16 protein-coding genes are annotated in these 21,673 nt (G+C 74.9%); 8 read left to right on the top strand and 8 right to left on the bottom strand.

The annotated features are described in order from the left end of the window. Positions 1–100: 100 nt before the first annotated feature. On the bottom strand, positions 101–331 hold the full coding sequence (locus ACFV3R_RS03720) for a heavy-metal-associated domain-containing protein (RefSeq protein ID WP_385575483.1): 231 nt from the start codon (positions 329–331) through the stop codon (positions 101–103). Between the two features lie 231 nt (positions 332–562). Here ACFV3R_RS03720 and ACFV3R_RS03715 point away from each other — a divergent pair, with 231 nt between their 5' ends. After that, on the top strand, positions 563–1,333 hold the full coding sequence (locus tag ACFV3R_RS03715; protein ID WP_385574840.1) for a DedA family protein: 771 nt from the start codon (positions 563–565) through the stop codon (positions 1,331–1,333). Here ACFV3R_RS03715 and ACFV3R_RS03710 read toward each other — a convergent pair. The 3 genes from ACFV3R_RS03710 to ACFV3R_RS03700 form a co-directional block, all read right to left on the bottom strand. Further along, positions 1,296–1,493: a MerR family DNA-binding transcriptional regulator gene (locus tag ACFV3R_RS03710; RefSeq protein ID WP_385574837.1), complete on the bottom strand. Its 198-nt coding sequence runs from the start codon at positions 1,491–1,493 to the stop codon at positions 1,296–1,298. The genes ACFV3R_RS03715 and ACFV3R_RS03710 overlap by 38 nt on opposite strands. Positions 1,494–1,726: 233 nt before the next feature. Beyond that, positions 1,727–3,178 (bottom strand): sugar porter family MFS transporter, encoded by a 1,452-nt coding sequence (locus ACFV3R_RS03705; RefSeq protein ID WP_385574834.1) that lies wholly within the window; start codon positions 3,176–3,178, stop codon positions 1,727–1,729. A gap of 435 nt (positions 3,179–3,613) precedes the next feature. Next, the gene (locus tag ACFV3R_RS03700; protein WP_385574831.1) at positions 3,614–3,955 is read right to left on the bottom strand and encodes a hypothetical protein; all 342 of its coding nucleotides are present in this window, start codon (positions 3,953–3,955) and stop codon (positions 3,614–3,616) included. 282 nt (positions 3,956–4,237) lie between these two features. Here ACFV3R_RS03700 and ACFV3R_RS03695 point away from each other — a divergent pair, with 282 nt between their 5' ends. The 6 genes from ACFV3R_RS03695 to ACFV3R_RS03670 all read left to right on the top strand — a co-directional run bounded on the left by ACFV3R_RS03695 (position 4,238) and on the right by ACFV3R_RS03670 (position 13,666). Further along, entirely contained in the window at positions 4,238–7,120 is a 2,883-nt protein-coding gene (locus tag ACFV3R_RS03695; protein WP_385574828.1) for an alpha/beta fold hydrolase, read from the top strand. Further along, positions 7,117–7,983: an ABC transporter permease gene (locus ACFV3R_RS03690; protein WP_385574825.1), complete on the top strand. Its 867-nt coding sequence runs from the start codon at positions 7,117–7,119 to the stop codon at positions 7,981–7,983. The genes ACFV3R_RS03695 and ACFV3R_RS03690 overlap by 4 nt, the downstream gene beginning before the upstream one ends. A 200-nt stretch (positions 7,984–8,183) precedes the next feature. After that, entirely contained in the window at positions 8,184–8,822 is a 639-nt protein-coding gene (locus ACFV3R_RS03685; protein ID WP_385574822.1) for a hypothetical protein, read from the top strand. 84 nt (positions 8,823–8,906) lie between these two features. Continuing rightward, on the top strand, positions 8,907–10,988 hold the full coding sequence (locus ACFV3R_RS03680; protein WP_385574819.1) for an FUSC family protein: 2,082 nt from the start codon (positions 8,907–8,909) through the stop codon (positions 10,986–10,988). Between the two features lie 180 nt (positions 10,989–11,168). After that, positions 11,169–12,248, top strand: a complete 1,080-nt coding sequence (locus ACFV3R_RS03675) for a rod shape-determining protein (protein WP_385574816.1) — start codon at positions 11,169–11,171, stop codon at positions 12,246–12,248. A gap of 251 nt (positions 12,249–12,499) precedes the next feature. Continuing rightward, positions 12,500–13,666, top strand: a complete 1,167-nt coding sequence (locus tag ACFV3R_RS03670) for an aromatic acid exporter family protein (protein ID WP_385574813.1) — start codon at positions 12,500–12,502, stop codon at positions 13,664–13,666. A 156-nt stretch (positions 13,667–13,822) separates the two neighbouring features. Here ACFV3R_RS03670 and ACFV3R_RS03665 read toward each other — a convergent pair whose 3' ends face one another. The 3 genes from ACFV3R_RS03665 to ACFV3R_RS03655 all read right to left on the bottom strand — a co-directional run bounded on the left by ACFV3R_RS03665 (position 13,823) and on the right by ACFV3R_RS03655 (position 19,057). After that, positions 13,823–15,676, bottom strand: a complete 1,854-nt coding sequence (locus ACFV3R_RS03665) for a phospholipase C (RefSeq protein WP_385574811.1) — start codon at positions 15,674–15,676, stop codon at positions 13,823–13,825. A 190-nt stretch (positions 15,677–15,866) separates the two neighbouring features. After that, positions 15,867–16,823, bottom strand: coding sequence for a dTDP-glucose 4,6-dehydratase (gene rfbB / locus ACFV3R_RS03660; RefSeq protein WP_385574809.1), 957 nt, complete (start codon positions 16,821–16,823; stop codon positions 15,867–15,869). Next, positions 16,820–19,057, bottom strand: coding sequence for a HelD family protein (locus ACFV3R_RS03655; protein WP_385575480.1), 2,238 nt, complete (start codon positions 19,055–19,057; stop codon positions 16,820–16,822). The genes rfbB and ACFV3R_RS03655 overlap by 4 nt, the downstream gene beginning before the upstream one ends. Positions 19,058–19,678: 621 nt before the next feature. Between ACFV3R_RS03655 and ACFV3R_RS03650 the strand changes: the two genes are divergently transcribed. Continuing rightward, on the top strand, positions 19,679–20,695 hold the full coding sequence (locus tag ACFV3R_RS03650) for an alpha/beta hydrolase fold domain-containing protein (protein WP_385574807.1): 1,017 nt from the start codon (positions 19,679–19,681) through the stop codon (positions 20,693–20,695). 78 nt (positions 20,696–20,773) lie between these two features. Here ACFV3R_RS03650 and ACFV3R_RS03645 read toward each other — a convergent pair whose 3' ends face one another. Further along, the gene (locus tag ACFV3R_RS03645; protein ID WP_385574804.1) at positions 20,774–21,505 is read right to left on the bottom strand and encodes an SDR family oxidoreductase; all 732 of its coding nucleotides are present in this window, start codon (positions 21,503–21,505) and stop codon (positions 20,774–20,776) included. Between the last annotated feature and the right edge of the window lie 168 nt (positions 21,506–21,673).

Genomic DNA, 21,673 nt, shown 5'->3' with positions numbered 1-21,673 from the left:
GCGCGGTGGGGCCGTCCGCCGGGACGGCCCCGGGGTCGGCCGCCGCCTCGGGCGGGGCGGTTGCGGAGTGGGATGCCGAGGGCGTGGGGGACACGACGGATCAGACCTGTCCGACCAGCTCGTAGCCGGCCTCGTCGACGGCCTCCCGCACCTGCGCCTCGTCCAGCGGCGCCGCGGAGACGACGGTCACCAGTCCGCTGGCCGAGGACGCCTCGACCGATTCGACGCCGGCCAGCTCGGAGATCTCGGAGCGGACCGCGCCCTCGCAGTGGCCGCAGGTCATGCCGTTGACCTTGTAGGTGGTGGTGACGCCGGGGGTGCTGCTCACGATGGGCCTCCTTGGGTGGTTGCTCGGGGACTCCTGCCCGCCGGACCTCCAGTCTATACCCCCTAGGGGTATACGTTCGGTGAGGGACGCTCGGGTTCCGGTTGCCGGACGGCCGCACGCCGCGACCCACCGGCGGGAAGCGCGGGACGCGCGGCCCCGCCCTCCCAACGAGGCGGCGGCCCCGCAGGCTCGTGTCGTTGCCGGCATCCGGGGGACCCGGCAGGCTGGAGAGGGGTGGACGCCGCAGCGCCCGGCGCGCCGTCGGTCGCGCCCTGCCGGGAGCCCGCCCGAGAGGTGGCCATGGACCCGCTGCCGCTGTACCTGCTGCTCGCGGTGACGACCGCGCCTCCGCTGGTGCCCAACTCGGCGCTGCTGGTGACGGCCGGGGTGCTCGCCGCGCAGGGCCGGCTGCCGCTGGTACTGGTGCTGGTGGTCGTGGCGGGCAGCGCACTCGCCGGCGACCTGGTGATGTACCTGCTCGCCCGGCGGTTCGGCGGCCCCCTGCGCAGGCTCCTGGAGCGCCACGCCCGGTCCCGGGTGGCCCTGGACCGGGCGTGGCGGGGGGTGCGGCGCCACGGTCTGCCCTTCGTCGTCGCCGTCCGCTTCCTGCCCAGTGGGCGGATCGTCGCGGCGCTCACCTGCGGAGTCCTCCGCCACCCGGTGCGCCGGTTCGCCACCGCCGCCGCGATCGCCGAGTCGGTGTGGGCGGGCTACTCGGTGGGGCTCGGCTACCTGGGGAGCGCGGCCGTCGGACAACCGCTGCACGCGGTGGGCGTGGGCTTCGCCGTCTCCTGCGCGGTGGCCGGCGTGGCCGTGCTGGTGGGCTGGGTCGGGCGGCGGCTCCCCGTGCGGCGCCGGGCGGACACGCCGGCCGGGGCCACCGCGGGACGGCCGGACGCAGCGGCCCGGGGGCACCTCGTCCGCGCCACCGGGGCGCGGGGTGTCACCCCGTCCCCCGAGAACGAGGTCAGGTTCGGCGCCCGCGGTGGCCGGGGCGCTGGGTGACCCAGTGGCGGATGGTGTCGGCGTACCAGTACGGACGGCCGCCCTTGCGCAGGTCGGGCGGCGGGAGCAGCCCGTGCTTGCGGTAGGAGCGCACGGTGTCCGGCTGCACCCCGATGTGTGCGGCGATCTCCTTGTACGACCACGGCGTCCGGTCGGTCATGGACATTCGGCACCTCCAGCTCCCGCCGGCGACCGCGGCCGGGCGGCCGGGTGCGACGGGTGATGATCACGGACCTTGGGCCCTGAGAACGACGCTCCGTGAACACGGACAGGGGCTGTCGCTCCCCTGTGACGGAAGGCCCGTGTAATGCGGACCTCCGTGATGGGGCCGGGAAGGACGTGGCGGAACGGTTACGCACCGGGCCCGGCGTGGCGGGTGGCCGGGGCCGGGCGTCAGCCCCCGGCCCCGGCCCGCAGACGGTGCTCCAGCTCCTCCAGCGGCACGCCCTTGGTCTCCGGGGCGTACCGGTGGCAGAAGACGAAGGAGAGCACGCACGCCACCGCGAACAGCCAGAAGGTCACGGAGGCGCCCACGGCCTCCTGCACCACCGGGAAGAGCAGCGCGACCGCGAAGTTGCACAGCCACATCACGAACACCGCGGCCCCCATGGCGGGGCCCCGCACCCGCAGCGGGAACATCTCCGCCAGCAGCAGCCACACCGAGATGTTCAGCGTCGCCTGCATGCAGCCCATGTAGCAGACCATCAACGCCAGGACGAGGAAGCTGACGCCGGTGGACGGCGGCAGCAGGAACGCGGCGCCCAGCAGCACCAGCGAGACGGTCATGCCCGTCAGCCCGCCGAGCGTCAGGGGGCGCCGCCCCACCCTGTCGACCAGCGTCATGCCCACGACGGTGGCCAGCACCGAGACCACGCCGACGGCGATGCTCGCGGTGATCGCCGTGTCCACGGCCAGACCGGTGGTGCGCAGGATGGTGGGGGCGAAGTAGACCACGGCGTTGACCCCGGTCACCTGCTGCACGACCGAGAGGCCGACACCGATCAGGAGCAGCCGGCGCAGCCACGGAGTGCGCAGCAGGTGCCGCACGCCCGTCCGGGCGCTCCGCTCGTGGGCCCTGGCCTCCTCGATGCGGGCCAGCTCCTCCTCCACCCCGCCCTCGGGCAGCGACCGCCGCAGCACCCGGGAGGCGTCCTCGACCCGTCCCCGTCCCACGTACCAGCGCGGCGTGTCGGGCAGGAAGACCATGCCGGCCAGCAGGGCGAGTGCCGGTACCGCGGCGAACGCCAGCATCCAGCGCCAGGCGGCCCAGTGGGCGAGCACCGCGTTGACCAGGTAGGCCAGCAGCTGACCGCTGACGATCATGAGGGAGTTCAGGGAGACCAGCCGGCCGCGCACGTGCGGCGGCGCCACCTCGGAGAGGTAGAGCGGGGTGATCACCGAGGCGCTGCCGACCGCCAGGCCCAGCACCGCCCGCGCCACCACCAGGAAGGCCGCCGTGGGGGCGAACGCCACGGCCAGCGAGGCGGCCACGAAGACCACTGAGGCGCAGAGCAGCGCCCGGCGCCTGCCCAGCCCGTCGGCGATCCGCCCGCCGGCGAGCGAGCCGAAGGCCGCACCGATCAGCAGGGAGCTGGTGACCACGCCCTCGCCGAGCGAACCGAGCGAGAAGTACCCGGCCAGGTAGGGCAGGGCCCCCGAGATCACACCGGTGTCGTAGCCGAAGAGGGCACCGCCGATCGCGGCGACGACGGCGACGGCGACGACGAACCGGGGCAGGCGCGCACCGCCCGGCGCCGCCGCGGGTCCCGCCGTCCGCCGGGCGTCGGGTTCCCTGGGGTCACGTGCCTCCTGCCGCGTCCGGCGTCCGGAACCGAGTCCCGCCACACCGATCAGCTCCCCGCGCCGAGAGCGCCGCGGCACCCGACGGGCCCGGCCGGGCCGGTGCGGGGACCGGGTGCGGGGAGGGGGCGGGAGGTGCGGGGAGAGCGTGCGTGCGTCATCGGCAGGCCGGCCTTCCGAGGTCGTGCGGTCGTGCAGGTGCGGGCTGCTCCCGCGCCCTCGCCACGGGCCACCGCCGTGGGCGGGACGGGCTGCCGGTCCCGGGGCGGCCGGGCGGACCGCATCGCGGGGGTGCCGGCGCCACCTGGCCGGGACCCGGCCCGACCGCCTCCGAGCATGTGACCGAAGTCTCCCGTCATGGGAGCTTAAGCGCGGGTTGCTCCCTTGAGTCTGTCAGGTCGCGCGGGCGGTTGCGGAGCGCGGGGTGAGCGGCGGGCGAACGCCGGGCCGGGGGCGGCTCCCGGGACGCGTCCTGGGGCTTCATTCCTCGGTGGTGTCGACCCGCACGCTGCGCACCGCGACGGCATCCTCGAAGGTCCGGCTGTCCGCTCCCGCGAAGGTGACCCCACCGGTGCAGCGGGGACCGGCGTGGAACTCCACGCCGTGGCCGAAGGGCACGCTCACCGAACGCACCGGCCCGGCCACCGTGAAGCAGCCCGAGGCGGGCCCGACGGTGACGGCCGATCCGTCGGGCCGCACCAGCAGCACCGGACGGGGACCGTGTGCGGCGGCCGGGCCGGCGGTGACGCACAGGACGAGGGCGGAGGCCAGGGCCGTCGCGCCGCGGAGCGCAACCGGTGCCGGGCGGCCGGGAGCTGACATGGCGCCGTTTCCTCTCGTCCCTCCGGGACCTGCGGGCCCCGGACGTGTGGACCGTGCGCCGGGCCCCGACCCGGGCGCACGTCGTATCGGAGGCTAATCGGACCGCGAGGCCGCAGGTGGCGGGGCGCGGCGGCGAGGCACCCCCGTCACCCGAGTGGCGGACCGGGCCGGCGGGGAGAGGAGCCCGCCGGCCCTCGCCGCGCACCGTGAAGGGGCGCCCGGTGGCCTTCTCTCCTCCGGTAGGACGGTGTGATCGTCAGGTGGCGTCCCTAGGATGCGGCCATGAGTCTGCGATCACTGCGCCTGCGCGGGCGGCGGCTGTACGCGGTGCTGACGGCCCTCGTCGTCCTGGCCGGTGGTCTCGCCTGGTCGGCCACGGCCCTCGCCGAGGACCCGGCGCCGGTCCACCGCACCGACCAGGTCCTGCACACGCCCGCCGCGCCGGGGAGCGAGCAGGAGGTCTCCCTCGACACCTCCTTCTTCACGGCCGGCGGCCCGGGCCGCCGGCCCGCGGTGCTGCTCGGCCACGGCTTCGGCGGCAGCAAGGACGACGTCCGCGCGCAGGCCGAGCACCTCGCCCGCGCCGGCTACGCCGTACTGACCTGGTCCGCCCGGGGTTTCGGACGCTCGACCGGGAAGATCGGCCTCAACGACCCGGACGGTGAGGTGGCCGACGTCCGCCACCTGGTGGACTGGCTGGCGCGACGCCCCCAGGTGCGGCTGGACAAGGCCGGCGACCCGCGCGTCGGCGTGGCCGGCGCCTCCTACGGCGGGGCGGTCTCCCTCCTCGCGGCCGGCTACGACCGGCGCGTGGACGCCATCGCCCCCTCCCTCACCTACTGGAACCTGGCCGACGCCCTCTTCCCCCACGGCGTGTTCAAGAAGCTGTGGACGCAGATCTTCTTCACCACCGGCGCCGCGGGCCCGGCCGCCGGCACCGCACCGGGCACGGCCACCGGTACCGACACCACGAACGCCGGCGGCAGCGGCGGCACGGCCGGGGCGGGAGACACCGGCGGCGCGGCCGGCACGGACGCCCCGGGCGGCGCGGCGAGCACCCCCGCGCCCGGCGGCACCGCCGCAGGCGGGGACGGCTCGTCCTGCGCACGCTTCGAGGACGAACTGTGCGCCATGTACCGGAGGGTGGCGGTGTCCGGGAAGCCGGACGCCGCGGCCCGCGCCCTGCTCACCGCGCGCAGCCCGTCCGCCGTCGCCGACCGCATCAAGGTGCCCACCCTCATCACCCAGGGCCAGACCGACAGCCTCTTCCCCCTCGACCAGGCCGACGCCATGGCCCGGGCCATCGCCCGGGGCGGCGCCCCGGTGGACGTGGACTGGACCGCCGGCGGCCACGACGGCGGCGACACCGAGGCGGCCCGCGTCCTTGACCGCACCACCACCTGGTTCGACCGCTACCTCAAGGGCGACCGGAGCGTGGACACCGGTCCGGCCTTCCGCGTCAGCCGCACCGGCGGCGTGGACTCCACCAACGGCTCGGCCCGGCTGACCGGTGCGAGCGCCGACCGCTACCCGGGCCTGAGCGGCGACCCCCGCACCGTGCGGCTGTCCGGCGTGGCCCAGACCTTCGCCAACCCCGCCGGCGCCGGACCGCCGGCGATCTCCACCGTCCCCGGCGTCGGGGCGCTCAGCTCCCTGTCCGCGGCCGGCGCCGGCCTCTCCCTGGACATCCCCGGTGAGTACGCGCACTTCGACACCCGCCCGCTGACCTCCTCCGTGCGGGTCACCGGCGAGCCCACCGTGCGCGTGAAGGTCGGCTCCAGCACCGGCGAGGCGGTGCTCTTCGCCAAGCTCTACGACGTCTCGGCCGACGGCCGCCAACAGGTGCTGCCGCACCAACTCGTCGTCCCCTACCGGCTGACCGGGGTCAAGGAGGACGCCGGCCGCGGCGGGGGGCGGACCGTCACGCTGCGCCTGCCGGCCGTCGACCACGCCTTCGCCGCCGGCCACCGGCTGCGGGTGGTGCTCTCCGCCACCGACCTCGCCTACGCCTCACCCGTCGAACCCGCCACCTACCACGTCGCCCTGGCTCCCGCCGGCAGCCGCACGGCCGCCGGAACGGCGCCGGGCACGCTCAGCCTGCCCACCGCGCCCCGGCTCACCGGCGGCGCCGGCGCCCTGCCCGCCTGGACCTGGTGGCTGCCGCTGGGCTGCGCCCTCCTCGCGGCACTGCTGCTGCTCACCGGCCGGCGCCGCACCGCGGCCCCGGCCCCCGACCCCGCCCTCGCCCGAGTCCCGGTGCAGATCACGGGGCTGAGCAAGCGGTACGCCGGCTCCGCCGACCGCTACGCCGTCCGCGAGGTCTCCTTCCGGGTGGAGCAGGGCCAGGTCCTCGGGCTGCTGGGCCCGAACGGCGCCGGCAAGACCACCACGCTGCGCATGCTGATGGGCCTCATCCGCCCCGACGCCGGCGAGATCCGGGTCTTCGGGCAGGCGGTCCGGCCCGGCGCCCCGGTCCTCTCCCGGGTCGGCGCCTTCGTCGAGGGCGCCGGGTTCCTGCCGCACCTCTCGGGCCGCGAGAACCTCGAACTGTACTGGCGGGCCACCGCCCGGCCGCCCGAGGACGCCCACTTCGACCAGGCCCTGGAGATCGCCGGGCTCGGCGACGCCCTCGACCGCGCGGTGCGCACCTACTCGCAGGGCATGCGGCAGCGGCTGGCCATCGCCCAGGCCATGCTGGGCCTGCCCGACCTCCTCATCCTCGACGAGCCGACCAACGGCCTGGACCCGCCGCAGATCCGCGAGATGCGCGGCGTGATGACCCGGTACGCCGCCGCCGGCCGTACCGTCGTCGTCTCCAGCCACCTCCTCGCCGAGGTCGAACAGACCTGCACGCACCTGGTCGTCATGGACCGCGGCCGGCTGGTCCAGGCCGGCCCGGTCGGTGAGATCGTCGGCGTGGGCGACACCCTGCTCGTGGGCACCGCGGAACCCGTGCCGGAGGCCGTGGCGCAGGAGGTCGCCGCCCTCCCCGGAGTGGCGTCCGCGACCCCGGCCGAGGAGGGCCTGCTGGTGCGTCCCGACGGCTCGGCGAGCACCTCGGAGATCCTGGCCGGCCTGGTGCGGTTGAAGGTCCCGGTGGAACGCGTCGGCCCGCACCGGCGCCTGGAGGACGCGTTCCTGACACTGATCGGAGGCGAGAGGTGACCACTGCCGCGAAGGCACCCGTCCCACGGGCCCACGGCTACCGTCCGGGCCGCACCCTGCCCCTGCGGGTGGAGGCGCGCCGGCAGTGGAAGCGAAGGCGGACCCTCGTCGTCGGCCTGGTGCTGGCGGCGCTGCCGTTCGTGCTCATCGCCGCGTTCGCCATCGGCGGGACGCCCGCCTCGCGTTCGGGGCGGATCACGCTCATGGACACCGCGACGGCCTCGGGGCCCAACTTCGCCGCCGTGAGCCTCTTCGTCTCCGCCGGCTTCCTGCTGGTGGTGCCGGTGGCGCTGTTCTGCGGCGACACGGTGGCCTCGGAGGCGAGCTGGTCCTCGCTGCGGTACCTGCTGGCCGCCCCGGTGCCCCGGGCCCGCCTGCTGCTGAGCAAGCTGGTGGTGGCGCTGGGCTACAGCCTGGCGGCGATGGTGCTGCTGCCCCTGGTGGCCCTGGCAGCGGGAACGGTGGCCTACGGCTGGGGCCCGCTGCAACTGCCCACCGGTGGCGTGCTGCCCGCCGGGGAAGCCGTCCCCAGGCTGCTGGTCGTGGTGGCCTACCTCTTCGTCAGCAACCTGGTCACCGCGGGGCTCGCCTTCTGGCTGTCGACCGCCACCGACGCACCGCTGGGAGCGGTCGGCGGGGCCGTCGGCCTCACCATCGTCGGCAACGTGCTCGACCAGGTCACGGCCCTGGGCGACTGGCGCGAAGCGCTGCCCGCCCACTGGCAGTTCGCCTGGGCCGACGCCCTGCAACCGCAGCTGGACTGGACCGGCATGATCCAGGGTTGCGCGGTCTCCGTCGGCTACGCGCTGGTCCTGGTCGCCCTCGCCTTCCGCGGATTCGCCCGCAAGGACGTGGTCTCCTGAGCCGGTGCGGCGCCGCCCCGCCCCCGGAGCGGCCGGGAGGCAGGAGGCCGCCGGGACGGAGGCGGAGACGGGCGGGCGAGACGGGACGCCCTCGGGCCGGGCCCGGCGCGACACGGCCTTCCGTGTGGCGTCGGTGCGGCGGCGGAGGGAGAAGCCGACGGCCGGCGAGGCCCCCGACCGCCAGGGGGCACCCACCCTCCATGCCCGCACCTCGCACCCTCCTCGCGTGCGCCGCCACCGCAGCCGCCCTCGCCCTCCCCGCCACGCCCCCGGCCGGCGCCGCCGCACCACCGCCCCCAGCCGCCCCTGCGTCCTCCCCGGCCGCCACCGCACCGGCCGCCGCCCCACGTCCGGCCAAGCCCCCGACCGGCCCCGCGCCGGCCACCCCCGCGCCGGCCACCCCCGCGCCGGCCACCCCCGCGCCCGCCACCCCCGCGCCGGCCACGCCCCGGCCCGCCGCCACCGGGCCCGGCCGGGCAGCCCCCGCGGCCCGGCACTCCCCCTGGGCCGTGCACCGCTTCCTCACCGCCTTCTACGGCCACCACGGCCCCACCGACCAGGCCCGGCGCCGCGACGTCGCCGAGGAACTCCGGCGCAAGGCGGCCGACATGCCCGAGGACGACCTGCTGCTCTGCGCACCCCGCCCCGCCCCCGGCCACCCGGCCGCCGCCCCGCAGGAGGTCACCGTGGGCCCGGTGGCCGCCGCCGACGCACCCCACACCGCCTGGGCCACCGTCACCACCCGCCGGTCCGCCGGCCGGTCCGCCCGCTTCACCGTCTACGTGGACACCGACGGCCGCCACCGCCTCCAGCTCCTCGACGTGGCCTGCACGATGTGAGGAGCGGGGCCGGGGCACGCACGGTGACGCCCCGGCCCCCCCCGCCACCGCCGACCCCCGCGGCCCGCCCCGTATTCTCTCCGTATGAGCTGGTCGAGCGCGCTGAAGACGACCGCACGGTCCGGACTGACCGTCGAGCGCGCCAAACTCACTCCGCTGCTCGCCGTCCGCGGCGCGGCCGGTGTCGCACTCGTCGTCTTCCTCAGCCTGTGGCTGGCCAGCCCCACCCTGGCCGTCTCCTCCGCGTTCGGGGCCTTCTCCGCCGGCATCACCACCTTCCAGCGCAGTTGGCGGCCCCGTCCCGTCCTCGCGCTGGCGGTGGCCGGGGCGCTGGCCGTCTCCACCTTCCTCGGCTACCTCGCGGCCGTGCACTACGCGGTCTTCCTGGTGCTGCTGGCGGTGTGGACGTTCACCGCCGGCATGGCCTGGGCGGTCGGGCCGGTGGCGGGGCTCATCGGCACCCAGACCATCTCCGTCATGCTCGTCACCGTCACCCTGCCGACCTCGGTCCTCGGCGCCCTCGAACACGCCGCACTCATCGCTGCCGGCGGCGTGGTGCAGGCGGCGCTGGTGGTGCTGGTGCCGATCCGACGCTGGGGCTCGCGCCGGGACGCCCTGGCCGACGCCCTGGCCGCCGAGGCCGACTACGCCCGCCGGCTGCGGGAGGACCCGGTCGCCCCCTTCGACCCCGCCCCGCTGATGGACGCCCGGCTCGCCGCCGAGATGACGCCCCACCAGGCCCGCCACCGCCCCGTCCAGCTGCACGGCCCCCGCGGCCTCGCCGAACAGGTCCGCCCCGTCCTCGCCTCCCTCGCCGACCCCGTGGTGGGCGCACCCACCGAGGGCCCGCAACGGCAGCGCGTCAACGACCTACTGGGCGCCGCCGCGACCGTCCTGGACGCCGTCGCCCACGCCGTCCGCCACGCCCGTCCGGTGCGGCTCCCGGCCGAGGCCACCGCGGTGCTCGGGGTGCCGGAGAGCGAGTACGCCCTCACCGGCGCCGCCCGCCGCGCGGGCCTGCGCCTGATCTCCCTCCTCGCCGACGCCGTCGAACTCACCGACGAACCCGTGGAGGCCTCCCGGGCCGCGCAGACCGGCGAGCGCGGCCACCTGCTGCGCCCCGGCATGCCCAAGCTGGTGCCGATGGCGCTGTACTCGGTGCGCCGCCAGTTCACCTGGTCCTCCCGCATCCTGCGGCACGCCCTGCGGGTCAGCGTCGTCACCTCGCTCGGCTACCTCCTGGCCCACCTGCTGCCCTACGGGCACGCCTACTGGGCGCCGATGACCGCGGTGATGGTGCTGCGCCCCGACTTCGGGCAGACCTACGCCCGCGGCGTCGCCCGGTTCACCGGCACCGTCGTCGGCGTCGCCCTGGCCGGCGCCGTCGTGGCGCTCCTGAACGGGCCCGCTCCCTACCTCAGCGCCGCACTCGCCGTCGGCTGCGTCTTCCTGATGTACCTGCTGATGCGCACCGGCGTCTCGGTCTCCTCGGCGTGCGTCGGCGCGTACGTCGTCTTCCTGCTGGGCATCGCGGGGACGGGCTGGCAGCAGACGGTCTCCGAACGCGCCGTCCTCACCCTGGCCGGCGGGCTGCTGGCGATGCTCTCCTACGCCCTCTTCCCCGCCTGGGAGACGCCCCGGCTGCGGGAGCGCCTCGCCGACTGGCTGCTGGCCCAGGGCGCCTACGCCGTCGCCGTCTTCGACATCTACGCCCGCCCGGCCGACCGCAGGCCCCGCCAGGTGCGGGACGCCCTGCTGAACGCCAGGTCGGCGCGCGCCGCGTGGGAGGAGAGCGTCGGCCGCGCCGAGCAGGAGCCCGTGCGCCACCGCGGACTCTCGCTGGCCACCGCGTCCGCGGCCGAGACGGCCCTGTCCACCGTCGGCCACGTCACGATGATCGCCGAGGCCCACCTGCCGCCGCGCGACGCCCCGACCTCCCCGGAGGCCGTCGCGTTCGTCTACACCCTGCGCGAGAGCCTGGAACCGGCCGCCGAGGCCATCCGGGACCACGCCCCCCTGGACTTCGGCGAACTGCGCGAGACCTGGCTGCGCTGGGAGGCGGAGGCAGAGGCCGAGGCGCCGGGGGTGGCGCCGGGCGTGGCACTGCGCACCGCCGACCTGCTGGTCGACGCCCTCGACGACCTCGCCGAGGCGCTCTCGCCCTGAGCCCGCCACCCGAACGTCGTAGCGAACAACCGCAGGTCAGACGAACGCCTGTACGCTGGAGATCGCCCGTAATGGACGCCTTGACGGTGTCTGGGGCTGATGTCCGCGATCGCGCGGTCTCGGCCCCCGCGTCCCGCGGGTCAGGCGTAGCCCACCCGTCGAGAGAGAGCAAACGAACCCATGGCGTCCAGCACCGCGTCCGGAACGTATGACATAGGCATCGACCTCGGCACTGCCAACACACTCGTCTACGCCCGCGGCAAGGGCGTCGTCCTCAACGAACCCTCCGTCGTGGCCGTCAACGCCACGGGCGACGTGGTCGCGGTCGGCCTCGACGCCAAACGCACCCTCGGGCGGACCCCCTCCGGCATCACCACCATGCGCCCCCTGCGCGACGGGGTCATCGCCGACTTCGACGCGGCCGAGCAGATGCTGCGCGCCCTGATGCGCAAGGCCCTGCCGGCCCGCCGGTTCGCCAAACCGCGCGTGGTGGTCTGCGTCCCCTCCGGCGTCACCGGCGTCGAGCGGTACGCCGTCGTCGAGTCGGTCAAGGGGGCCGGCGCCCGCGAGGTGCACCTGGTCGAGGAGCCCATGGCGGCGGCCATCGGCGCCGGACTGCCCGTCGAGGAGCCCTACGGCTGCATGGTCGTCGACATCGGCGGCGGCACCACCGAGGTGGCCGTGCTCTCCATGGGCGGCATCGTCACCGCCCAGTCGGTGCGCACCGGTGGGGACGCCCTCGACGCGGCCGTCCTCGCCCACGTCAAGAAGAAGCACTCGCTGCTCATCGGTGAGGCCTCGGCCGAGGACATCAAGAAGGCCGTCGGCTCCGCCGCGTGGACCCCGGTCGCCGCCGACGAGGACGGCGCACCGGAGCGGCCCACGACCTACACCGTGCGGGGCCGCGACAACGTCAGCGGCCTGCCGCGCATCCAGGAACTGGCCGAGGACGAGGTACGCGAGGCACTGGCCGAACCGGTCGAGATCATCGTCGGCGCGGTCCGCCGGGTCCTGGACGAGTGCCCGCCCGAACTGGCCGGCGACATCTACGAACGCGGCATCCACCTCACCGGCGGCGGAGCCCTGCTGCGCGGCCTGGACCTGCGGCTGCGTCAGGAGACCGGGGTGCCGGTCACCGTCGCCGAGGAACCGCTGGACTGCGTGGTGCGCGGCGCGGCCCGCTGCGTGGAGGAGTTCGAGACGCTCCACGCGCTGATGACGGGCGCCGCCGCCCCGGTGCGCAGGCCCGCCCGCCTCTGACCGGCCCACCCGCGGGGAGCCGTCCGCCCCGCGCCACCGGGTGCATACAGGTGGCGCTGGGGCCGCCGGTGGTCTGCGGCGCGGAAGTGGGGGAAGACGCAGTGAGAGGTCCCCGTGCGGCGGGCGCCTCGCTGTCGACTCCCGACGCGACCGTTCTGTGAGGCCCGAAGGTGCGTGCTGCTGCTCTCCCCGTACCGCAGACGGTCCGGCCGGCCTGGGACTGGGTCAGGGGACGGCTGGCGGAACCGGTCGTGGCCCAGACCCTGCGGGCCACGACCGCGGCGACCATCGCCTACGCCGTCGCCACCCAGTTCAGCCACGAGCCGGCGCCGCTGACGGCCCCGCTGACCGCGCTCCTCGTGGTGCAGGTGACGCTGTACGCGACGCTCACCATGAGCGTGCGCCGCGTCAACGCCGTCGCCATCGGCGTGATGATGTCCATCGGCGTCAGCACCATCGTGGGGCTGCACTGGTGGAGCCTGGCCGGGATCATCCTGCTGGCACTGACCGTCGCCCGGTTCGTGCGGGTCTACGAGTTCGTCAACGAGGTCGCGATCAGCGCCATGCTGGTGCTGGGCATGACCAACATCGCCACCCAGGCCTGGGACCGCGTCCTGGAGACGATCATCGGCGCGGTCATCGGCCTCGCCTTCAACCTCTTCTTCGCCCCGCCGCTCTGGGTCACCACCGCCGGCCGCTCCATCGAGGACCTCGCCCGCCGCATGCGGATGCTGCTGGTCTACATCGGGGAGGCACTGGGCGACTACACCCCCGTCTCGGAGGCCGCCGAACGGCTGTACGCGGCGCGCCAACTCGACCAGGACGTCTCCGAGGTCGACGAGGCGCTGCGGCAGGCCGAGGACAGCCTCCGCCTCAACCCCCGGGTCCGTGAGGGGCTGCTCTCCCGCCTGGTGCTGCGGACCGGGCTGGACACCCTGGAGATCTGCGTCGTCAACGTACGGACGATCACCCGCACGCTCACCGACCTGGCCAAGCGCCGGGGGGCCGACGAGCCGCTGTTCCCCCCGGAGGTGGCCGGCGCCGTCCGGGACCTCTTCACCTACATGGGGCACGCCCTGGTGAGCTTCGCCGTGCTGGTCTCCACCCAGGTCAGCGCCAACGCCGACGAGGCGGAGAGCCGTCTGACCTCCGAGCTGGCCTCGGCCATCAAGGCCCGTGACCGGATGGCCGAGCTGCTCCTGGGACGCGTCCAGGAGTACCCGCTGGCCTGGCAGCTCCAGGGAGCGCTGCTGGCGGAGGTCGACCGCATCCTCGACGAACTGGACGCCGAGACCCGCACCCAACGCCTGATGGAGGAGCTCGACCGCACCTCCGCCGCCCAGGGCACCCGCTTCCCGCTGCTGGCCCGCGTCCGCCGGTACGCCCGCGGCGAGGCCTTCCGCACCCGCCGGGGCTGACACCGGCCGGCGAGGGGCCGGGCGCGCACGGTCCGGGTACCTGCCGGCGGCCCGGAACACGCCGACGGGCGGCGCGCAGGCTCCGCAAGCCGCGCGCCGCCCGCCGGCGACACCGTCCCGGACCGCCGCCTCAGCGCCGGCCGCCCGGGAAACGCCTCACCCCGCGTCAGCCGCCGAGCGGCGCCGGCGGACCCCCGCGGTCACCGCGAGGACGGCGACGACCGCCGCGCCGGCCCCGAGGCTCAGCGGCAGGAGCGAGGAGGTCCGGCCGGTCTCCGCCGCGGTCTCGGCCATCGCGGTCCGGGAGGCCGTGACGTCGGTCAGCTTCGTGCGGACGGGGGCCACGGTCCGGATCGGGCCGACCGAGGCGACCGAGCCGTCCTCGTGGAGGAGGACCTGCCGGTTGTCGGGGTGGCGGAAGTCGAACATCGAGTCCAGCTTCCCGGCCCGGGTGTCGAAGGAGTGGTCGCCGATCCGCGCGGTGTGCCAGTTGTCCTCGATGAACCTGGTGATCGAGGTCTGCTCGGTCATCGTGTGGTCGACGTGGTTGACCTTGCTGTACGGGGAGATGACCAGCAGCGGCTGGCGGGTGCCGGGGCCGCAGCGGTCCTTGTACCCGCCGGCGGCCGCGGGGCCGTTCTGGCAGGCGGGGGAGTCCATGGCCTTGCCGTTGCTGCCGACGGACGTGTCCTTCGAACCGTTGCGGACCTTGGCCTGGACGTGGTCGTACCAGCCGTCGGAGTCGTCGTAGGCGATGACGACGGCGGTGTCCTTCCACTGCGGCGACTTCTGGACCGTGTTGATCTCGTCGACCAGGAAGTGCTGCTCGTCGATCGGGTCGGAGTAGCCGGCGTGGCCGTCCCGGTAGGCCGGAGCCTTCAGGAAGGACACCGAGGGCAGCCGGCCGGCCTTCGCCGCCGCGTCGAAGTCGGTGAGGTCGTAGTTGTGGTTGGCCTGCCCGTCGTGGCCGATCTCGGCGACGCTCTTCGGCGGCACGTGGTGCGGGTTGGCCGTCGAGGCGTAGTAGGCGAACGGGTTGTGGTGCGGGCTGTAGTCGACGACCTGCTCACCGCCGACGTTGGCGTGGGTCTTGCCGCCGCACTTGGCCAGGTGGCCGGAGGTGCCGTCCCACGGGGTGCTGGGCCGGAAGCCGCCCTGGAACCAGCCCCAGGAGACCTTCTTCTCGTTCAGCCGGTCGCCGATGTTCTTGCCCAGCAGCTTCCCGTAGGGGTCCTTGCTGGTGTGGTCGGAGCCGGAGCAGTCGTCGTAGGCGGGGTCCGGGTCGGCGACCATCGTCCCCACGCCGTTCTTGTCCGGCGAGACCAGGACGCTGGAGGCCGGCTTGTCCGTCTGGCGCGGGTGCTCGGTGGAGGAGGCCGGGTCGGTGGAGATGATGCCGTGGGTCTGGCCGGAGACCAGCTCGATCGCGCCCGGCGTCGAGGGGCCGTACGCCGACCCGAAGGAGTTGTCGTTCAGGGCGTAGTGCTGGGCGTAGTTCCACATGGCGGTGACGGTGTTGCCGTCGTAGTAGTCCATCACCAGGCCGGGTTCGCCGAAGAGGTTGCCCGAGCACTTGCCGGAGTCGGTGTTCTCCACGAACTTGTCGGCCCGGCCGCCGTTGTAGGCGTACTGCTCGGGGCCGTAGTTGTGGTTCTGGTCGCAGGTCACCGCCTGGTCGGGGGTGAGCCGCTTGGGAAGGTACTGGTTGGGGTTCTTCTTCAGCAGCCCCGCGGTCCGCAGGTTCTCGACGTCCTTCGGGGTGTGCCGGGACGGGGTGAACCTGGTGCCGTCGGTGTTCGCGGCCTGCGGGTAGGTGGCGAAGTAGTGGTCGAAGGAGATGTTCTCGTCGAAGAGGACCACCAGGTGTTTGATCGGCGTGGCCGTCGACCCGGGCCGGTGGCCGGCGGGGGTGGCCGCCGTGGCCTGCGCCCCGCTCAGCAGGGTGAGCACCGCGGCGCCCGCCGCCGCCCCCCACCGTCGCCGGCCTCTGCTCCTGCGTGTGCTGCCCATACGGCTTCCGCCCTCCACGGTTCCTGCGGCACCAGGTGACGCCGGTGGTGTTCGAGTGACGCGAACGACCGGCCCACGATGCCACGGCGGTGAACGCCCGGCCAACAGGCACGGAAGAGAAAGTGAAGGAAAGGTTGCCGGGAGGGTGCGAGGGGCCCCGGGCGGCCGGTGCCGCCCGCCCGCCACCGGGTCAGCCCGCCGCCCGCACCGCCGGCTCCCACCACGACGGGTTCGCGCGGTACCACTCCACCGTGGCGGCCAGCCCGTCCTCGAACGGCACCTGCGGGGCGTAGCCCAACTCCCGCCGGATGCGGCCGTCGTCCAGCGCGTACCGCAGGTCGTGGCCGGCGCGGTCCGGCACCCGGTCCACCCGGTCCCAGTCCGCGCCGCACAGCCGCAGCAGCCGCCCGGTCATCTCCCGGTTGGTCAACTCCGTGCCGCCGCCGATGTTGTAGACCCCGCCGGGAGAACCGTCCGCCAGCACCGAGAGCAGCGCCCGGCAGTGGTCCTCGACGTGCAGCCACTCCCGCACGTTGGCGCCCTCGCCGTACAGCGGGACCCGGCCGCCGGTGAGCAGGCGGGTGACGAAGTGCGGGATCAGCTTCTCCGGGTGCTGGCGCGGCCCGTAGTTGTTGGCGCACCGGGTGATCCGCACGTCCGTCCCGTGGGTGCGGTGGTAGGCCAGCGCGACCAGGTCGGCACCGGCCTTCGACGCGGCGTAGGGCGAGTTGGGCCGCAGCGGCTGCTCCTCGTCCCACGCCCCCTCGGCGATCGACCCGTACACCTCGTCCGTGGAGACCACCACGAGGGGCCCCACCCCGGCACGCCGGGCCGCCTCCAGGACGGTGTGGGTGCCCAGCACGTTGGTGGAGGTGAACTCCGTCGCCCCCGCGATGGACCGGTCCACGTGCGACTCTGCGGCGCAGTGCACCACCGCCTCGTGCCCGGGCAGCAGCCGCCGCAGCGCCTCCCCGTCGCGCACGTCGCCCCGCACGAACGACCACCGGGGGCCGGGCGGCGGCAGGTTGGCCCGGTTGCCGGCGTAGGTGAGCAGGTCCAGCACCGTCACCTCCCAGCCCTCCTCCAGGGCGGCCCGCACCAGGTGCGAGCCGATGAAGCCGGCGCCCCCGGTGACCAGCAGCCTCACCGCGCCACCAGCCCGGTCAGGTCGCCGAGGGCGGCGGGCAGCGGACGGGAGTGCAGCAACCCCAGACGCTGGGTGGAGCGGGTCAGCGCCACGTACAGGTCACTCGGTCCGAAGCCGGCGGGCTCGACCACGAGCACGGTGTCGAACTCCAGGCCCTTGGCCTGCCGCGGCCCGAGCAGCACCACCGGCCGGGTCAGGTCGGGCACCTCACCCCAGGAGGCGTCGGGCAGTGCCGCGGCCAGAGCGGCCAGCTGCTCCGGGGGTGCGATGACCGCCAGCCGCCCCTCGGCAGGCAGCTCCCGCGCCACGGCCCCGGCGACCGCCGCCGGCAGGTCCTCGGCCCTCGCCACCCAGGGCTGCTCGCCGGTGGCACGGACCGAGCGGGGCGGGGTGAAGCCGGGATCGGTGGCGCGCGGCACCCGGGCCGCCAGCTCCATCACCTCTGCCGGGGTGCGGTAGTTGACGCCGAGACGCACCATTTCCCAGCGGTCCCCGACGTAAGGGCCGAGGATCGCCTCCCAGGAGCCGCAGCCGCCGGGCTCCGCGGTCTGCGCGGGGTCGCCCACCAGCGTCAGGGAGCGGGTCGGGCAGCGCCGCATCAGCAACCGCCAGGCCATGGCGGACAGTTCCTGCGCCTCGTCGACGATGACGTGGCCGAAGGCCCAGGTCCGGTCCGCCGCGGCGCGCTCGGCCGCGGTGCGGTGGTCGACCTCCTCCTGCCGCTCGGCCAGCCGCTCGGCGTCCATCAGGTCGTGCGCGGCCAGCACCTCGGACTCCTCGTCCTCCCGGTCCTCGAACTCCTGGGTCCGCGAACCGTAGGAGAGGTCCAGGACCCCCTGGGCGTAGGCGACCCGCTCCTGGCGTTCGGCCTCGGCCCGGGCCTGGGCCGCCGAGTCGTCCTCGCCGAGCAGCTCGGCCGCCTCGTCCAGCAGCGGCACGTCGGCGGTCGTCCACGCGGCGGTGCGGTCCGCACGCCGCACCGCCGCGGCGTCCGCCTCGGGCAGGTGGAGGGGGTCGGCGAGGAAGTCGGCGACCAGCTCCTGCGGCGTCAGCGTGGGCCACAGCTCGCCGATGGCGGCGTGCACCCGGTCGCTGGCGGCGATGTTCCGGCCGAGCTGCGCCACGTCGTCGGGGCCCAGCAGGTTGGGGCCGCCGAACGGGTCCGCGCCCAGCCGTTCGGTGAGCTGCGCGGTGAGCGCGTCGATGACGCGGAAGGCGAAGTGCGGACGGGCCAGGTTGTGCGGCAGACCGGTGTCGCGGGCCTCCTGGCGGGCGCGCGAGACGATCTCCCGGTCGAGCACCAGCTCGCCGTCCTCGTGGTCGATCACCACCTCCGGCTCGGGAAGCCGCTGCTGGTCGCGGACGAAGAGCGCCAGCGCCCCGGCCATCGCCGCGTCCCCCTTGACCCGGGCCGCCCGCGGGGTGTCGGTGCCGGTGGCCGTGACGCCGGGGAAGAGCTCGCCGGGGGTCGCCATCAGCACCCCCGTCTCGCCGAGCGAGGGCAGCACCTCGCCGATGTACCCGAGGAAGGCCGGGTTGGGCCCGACGACCAGCACGGCCCGGCGGGCCAGCACCTCGCGGTGGGCGTACAGCAGGTAGGCGGCCCGGTGCAGCGCGACGACGGTCTTGCCGGTGCCCGGCCCGCCCTCCACGACCAGCACGCCCCGGTGGGGCGCGCGGATGATCTCGTCCTGCTCGGCCTGGATGGTCTGCACGATGTCGTGCATCCGGCCGGTGCGTGCCGAGTCCAGCGCGGCCAGCAGCACCTCGTCGGCGTCGCTCGCCTCGTGTCCGGTGCGCTCGGTGTCCGCGAGGTCGAGGATCTCGTCGTGGAGGGCGGTGACCCGCTGCCCCTTGGAGCTGATGTGGCGGCGGCGGCGCAGCCCCATCGGCCGGTGCCCGGTCGCCAGGTAGAAGGGGCGGGCGACCTCGGCCCGCCAGTCCAGCACCAGGGGCGTGCGCTCCGCGTCGTCCCGGCGGATGCCGATGCGGCCGATGTGGTGGTCGCGCCCGTCCCGGAAGGCGAGGCGACCGAAGCACAGCCCCCGCTCGCCGGCGTCGAAGGCCGCCAGCAGCCCCGACTGCTCGGCCACCAGCACGTCGCGCTCCACCCGGGACTGGAAGGTACCGCCATCCGGCGAGGCGAGGGCGTCCTGGAGCGCCGAGTCGGCGCGGGCCCGCAACTCAGCCAGACGCTCGTAGAGCAGGTCCATGAATGCCTGCTCCCGGCGCAATTCCTCGTCAGACTCGACGTTTGACAATGCGACTCCTGCCCGGATATTATGACGTCATAAAGCATTTCGCGCACCACGTGTATATGTCTGCATGCGATAGCGCGAACCCTTTACTTTCGCAGGTCACGCCCCGGCCGTCAATTCGGTCCGGGGCGTTTGTGCTTTCCGGGTGAGGGGACTCCGCCGCCCCGGTGCGCCTGCGCCCCGCTTGGCCGTGCCCGGCGAACGGGCACCCGGCCGAATACCTGAGGTATTCCCGAGCCCCTCGCATCGGAGCGTCACGAGGCGACGTCGTCCGGGCATTCACGGAGAGAGGTTGCCGGCCCGGCCGAATCGCCGTCGTGCGGATGCCGCACGGAGGCGGAAAGCCGCGCGTCGCCACCGAATTCCGGGCGGCCCCGCCCTCGACCCGGGCCGCGCCCCCGCCGTCGCGGACGAGCGGCCGCCACGCGGACCGGCCGGGCTCCCGGCGGGACCACAGGCCGGGCCTGCCGGGGGAGTCCGCCGAGCCGGTCGGCCACCGCTGACCGTGGGTTAGCATCCCCGGGCGGCGGCTCCACGTCCCCCTGAGGGCTGCCGACGAGGGAGTCCCACCCGACCGCGAACCACCGGGAGCCGCTGATGACCAGCCCCACTCCGGGCCGATCCACCCCCGTCCCGGTCGGCCCGCCCCCGCCCTTCGACCCCGAACTCGCCGAAGCCCTCGCCGCGGTGAGCGGGGTCGTCCCGCCCGGTGGGTTCAGCCTGGAGAACATCGCGGCCATGCGCGAGGCTTCGATGGCGGCCCGGCACGCCGCCCCCACCGACGAGGACCTGGCCCGCGGCGGCGCCTGGAGCGTCGAGGAGCGTTCCGTCCCCGGGCCCGCCGGCGCCCCCGAGATCTCCCTGGTGATCTGCCGGCCCACCGGAGCCACCGAGCCGACCCCGGCCGTCTACCACATCCACGGCGGCGGCATGGTGCTCGGCCACAACCGCGTCGGCCTGGACGACCTGCTGGACTACGGGCAGGAACTCGGCTTCGCCGTCGTCTCGGTGGAGTACCGCCTCGCCCCGGAGACCCGCCACCCCGGACCGGTCGAGGACTGCTACGCCGGACTCGTCTGGACGGCGGAGCACGCCGAGGAGCTGGGGGTCGACCCGGGCCGCATCGTCGTGGTCGGCGGCAGCGCCGGCGGCGGCCTGGCCGCGGCCGTCGCCCTGCTCGCCCGGGACCGCAAGGGCCCCGCGCTGCTCGGGCAGCTCCTGATGTGCCCGATGCTCGACGACCGCAACGACACCCCCTCGGCCCGTCAGATGACCGGCCTCGGGGTGTGGGACAGCGCGGCCAACGAGGCCGGCTGGACGGCCCTGCTGGGCGAGGCACGCGGCACCGACGAGGTCTCGCCCTACGCCGCCCCCGCCCGCGCCACCGACCTGTCCGGCCTGCCGCCGGCGTTCATCGACGTGGGCTCCACCGAGACCTTCCGGGACGAGGACGTCGCCTACGCCACCCGCATCTGGCAGGCCGGCGGCCAGGCCGAACTCCACGTGTGGCCCGGCGGTTTCCACGGTTTCGACTCCATCGCCCCCCGGGCCGCCCTTTCCGCGGACGCCCGTGAGGCCCGACTGCGGTGGCTGCGGCGCCTGTTGGCCCGGTGAATAGCGTGCTCCCCCGAGAGCCGGTGACACGGGCCCCGGGGTGACAAGCGGCTGCGGGGGCAAGGCGCGGACGTGGCTTCAGGCTGCGTGCCCGCCGTCCACCGAGAACTCCGCGCCGGTGAGGTACGCGCCGTCCGGGCCGGCGAGGTGCGCAACCGTCGCAGCCACCTCCTCGGCCGTGCCGTAACGTCCGAGTGCCGTCATCGCGGCCTGCTCCTGGGCGTGGGGACCGTCGGCGGGGTTCATCTCCGTGTCGACGGGGCCGGGGTGCACGATGTTGGCCGTGATGCCGCGACCGCCCAGCTCGCGGGCGAGCGCCTTCGTCAGGCCGGTCAGCGCCGCCTTGCTCATCGCGTAGAGCGTCCCGCCGGGGCCGGGCACGCGCTGCGTCATGCAGCTGCCGACGGTGACGATGCGCCCGCCCTCGGACAGGTGGGCGGCGGCTGCCTGTGAGGTGAGGAAGACGCCGCGCACGTTGACCGCGAGGACCCGGTCCACCTCAGGGAGGCTCAGGCTCTCCAGAGGGCCCAGCACTCCCAGCCCCACGTTGTTCACCAGCACGTCCAAGCGGCCGAAGGTCTCCACGGTGTGTCTCACCGCGTCGGCCGCCTCCACCGCGTCGGCCGAGTCGGCCCGCAGTGCCAGGCCCCGCCGCCCCATCGCCTCCACCCGGCGCACGACCTCCTGAGCCGCCTCCTCGCGCGCCACGTACGTCACCGCGACGTCCGCGCCGTCACGGGCCAGCCGCAGAGCGCTCGCCGCCCCTATGCCCCGGCTCCCGCCGGTCACCAGTGCCACCTTGCCGTGCATACGTCCTCCCGCTGACTCGTCCGCACCGCGTCGCCGCCACGTCGTGCGAGGCGGCTGCGGTTCCAGTAAGCCGTAGCGAGGGTGGGGGTGCCGGCGGGAAACCGACCTGAGGTTCCCGGGCGCCCACGCGGGCCGGCGCGGTGCGGCGCGGGCCACCGCACGAACTGC

This window comes from Streptomyces sp. NPDC059740 (assembly GCF_042733155.1).
In the GTDB taxonomy this organism is placed as follows: Bacteria; Actinomycetota; Actinomycetes; order Streptomycetales; family Streptomycetaceae; genus Streptomyces.
This window is presented reverse-complemented; position numbering and strand designations above follow the sequence as displayed.

Coding starts and splice junctions, on each gene's coding strand:
- ACFV3R_RS03710 (WP_385574837.1), bottom strand. CDS start 1,493: ATGACCGACCGGACGCCGTGGTCGTACAAGGAGATCGCCGCACACATC.
- ACFV3R_RS03700 (WP_385574831.1), bottom strand. CDS start 3,955: ATGTCAGCTCCCGGCCGCCCGGCACCGGTTGCGCTCCGCGGCGCGACG.
- ACFV3R_RS03695 (WP_385574828.1), top strand. CDS start 4,238: ATGAGTCTGCGATCACTGCGCCTGCGCGGGCGGCGGCTGTACGCGGTG.
- ACFV3R_RS03685 (WP_385574822.1), top strand. CDS start 8,184: ATGCCCGCACCTCGCACCCTCCTCGCGTGCGCCGCCACCGCAGCCGCC.
- ACFV3R_RS03680 (WP_385574819.1), top strand. CDS start 8,907: ATGAGCTGGTCGAGCGCGCTGAAGACGACCGCACGGTCCGGACTGACC.
- ACFV3R_RS03675 (WP_385574816.1), top strand. CDS start 11,169: ATGGCGTCCAGCACCGCGTCCGGAACGTATGACATAGGCATCGACCTC.
- ACFV3R_RS03665 (WP_385574811.1), bottom strand. CDS start 15,676: ATGGGCAGCACACGCAGGAGCAGAGGCCGGCGACGGTGGGGGGCGGCG.
- ACFV3R_RS03650 (WP_385574807.1), top strand. CDS start 19,679: ATGACCAGCCCCACTCCGGGCCGATCCACCCCCGTCCCGGTCGGCCCG.
- ACFV3R_RS03645 (WP_385574804.1), bottom strand. CDS start 21,505: ATGCACGGCAAGGTGGCACTGGTGACCGGCGGGAGCCGGGGCATAGGG.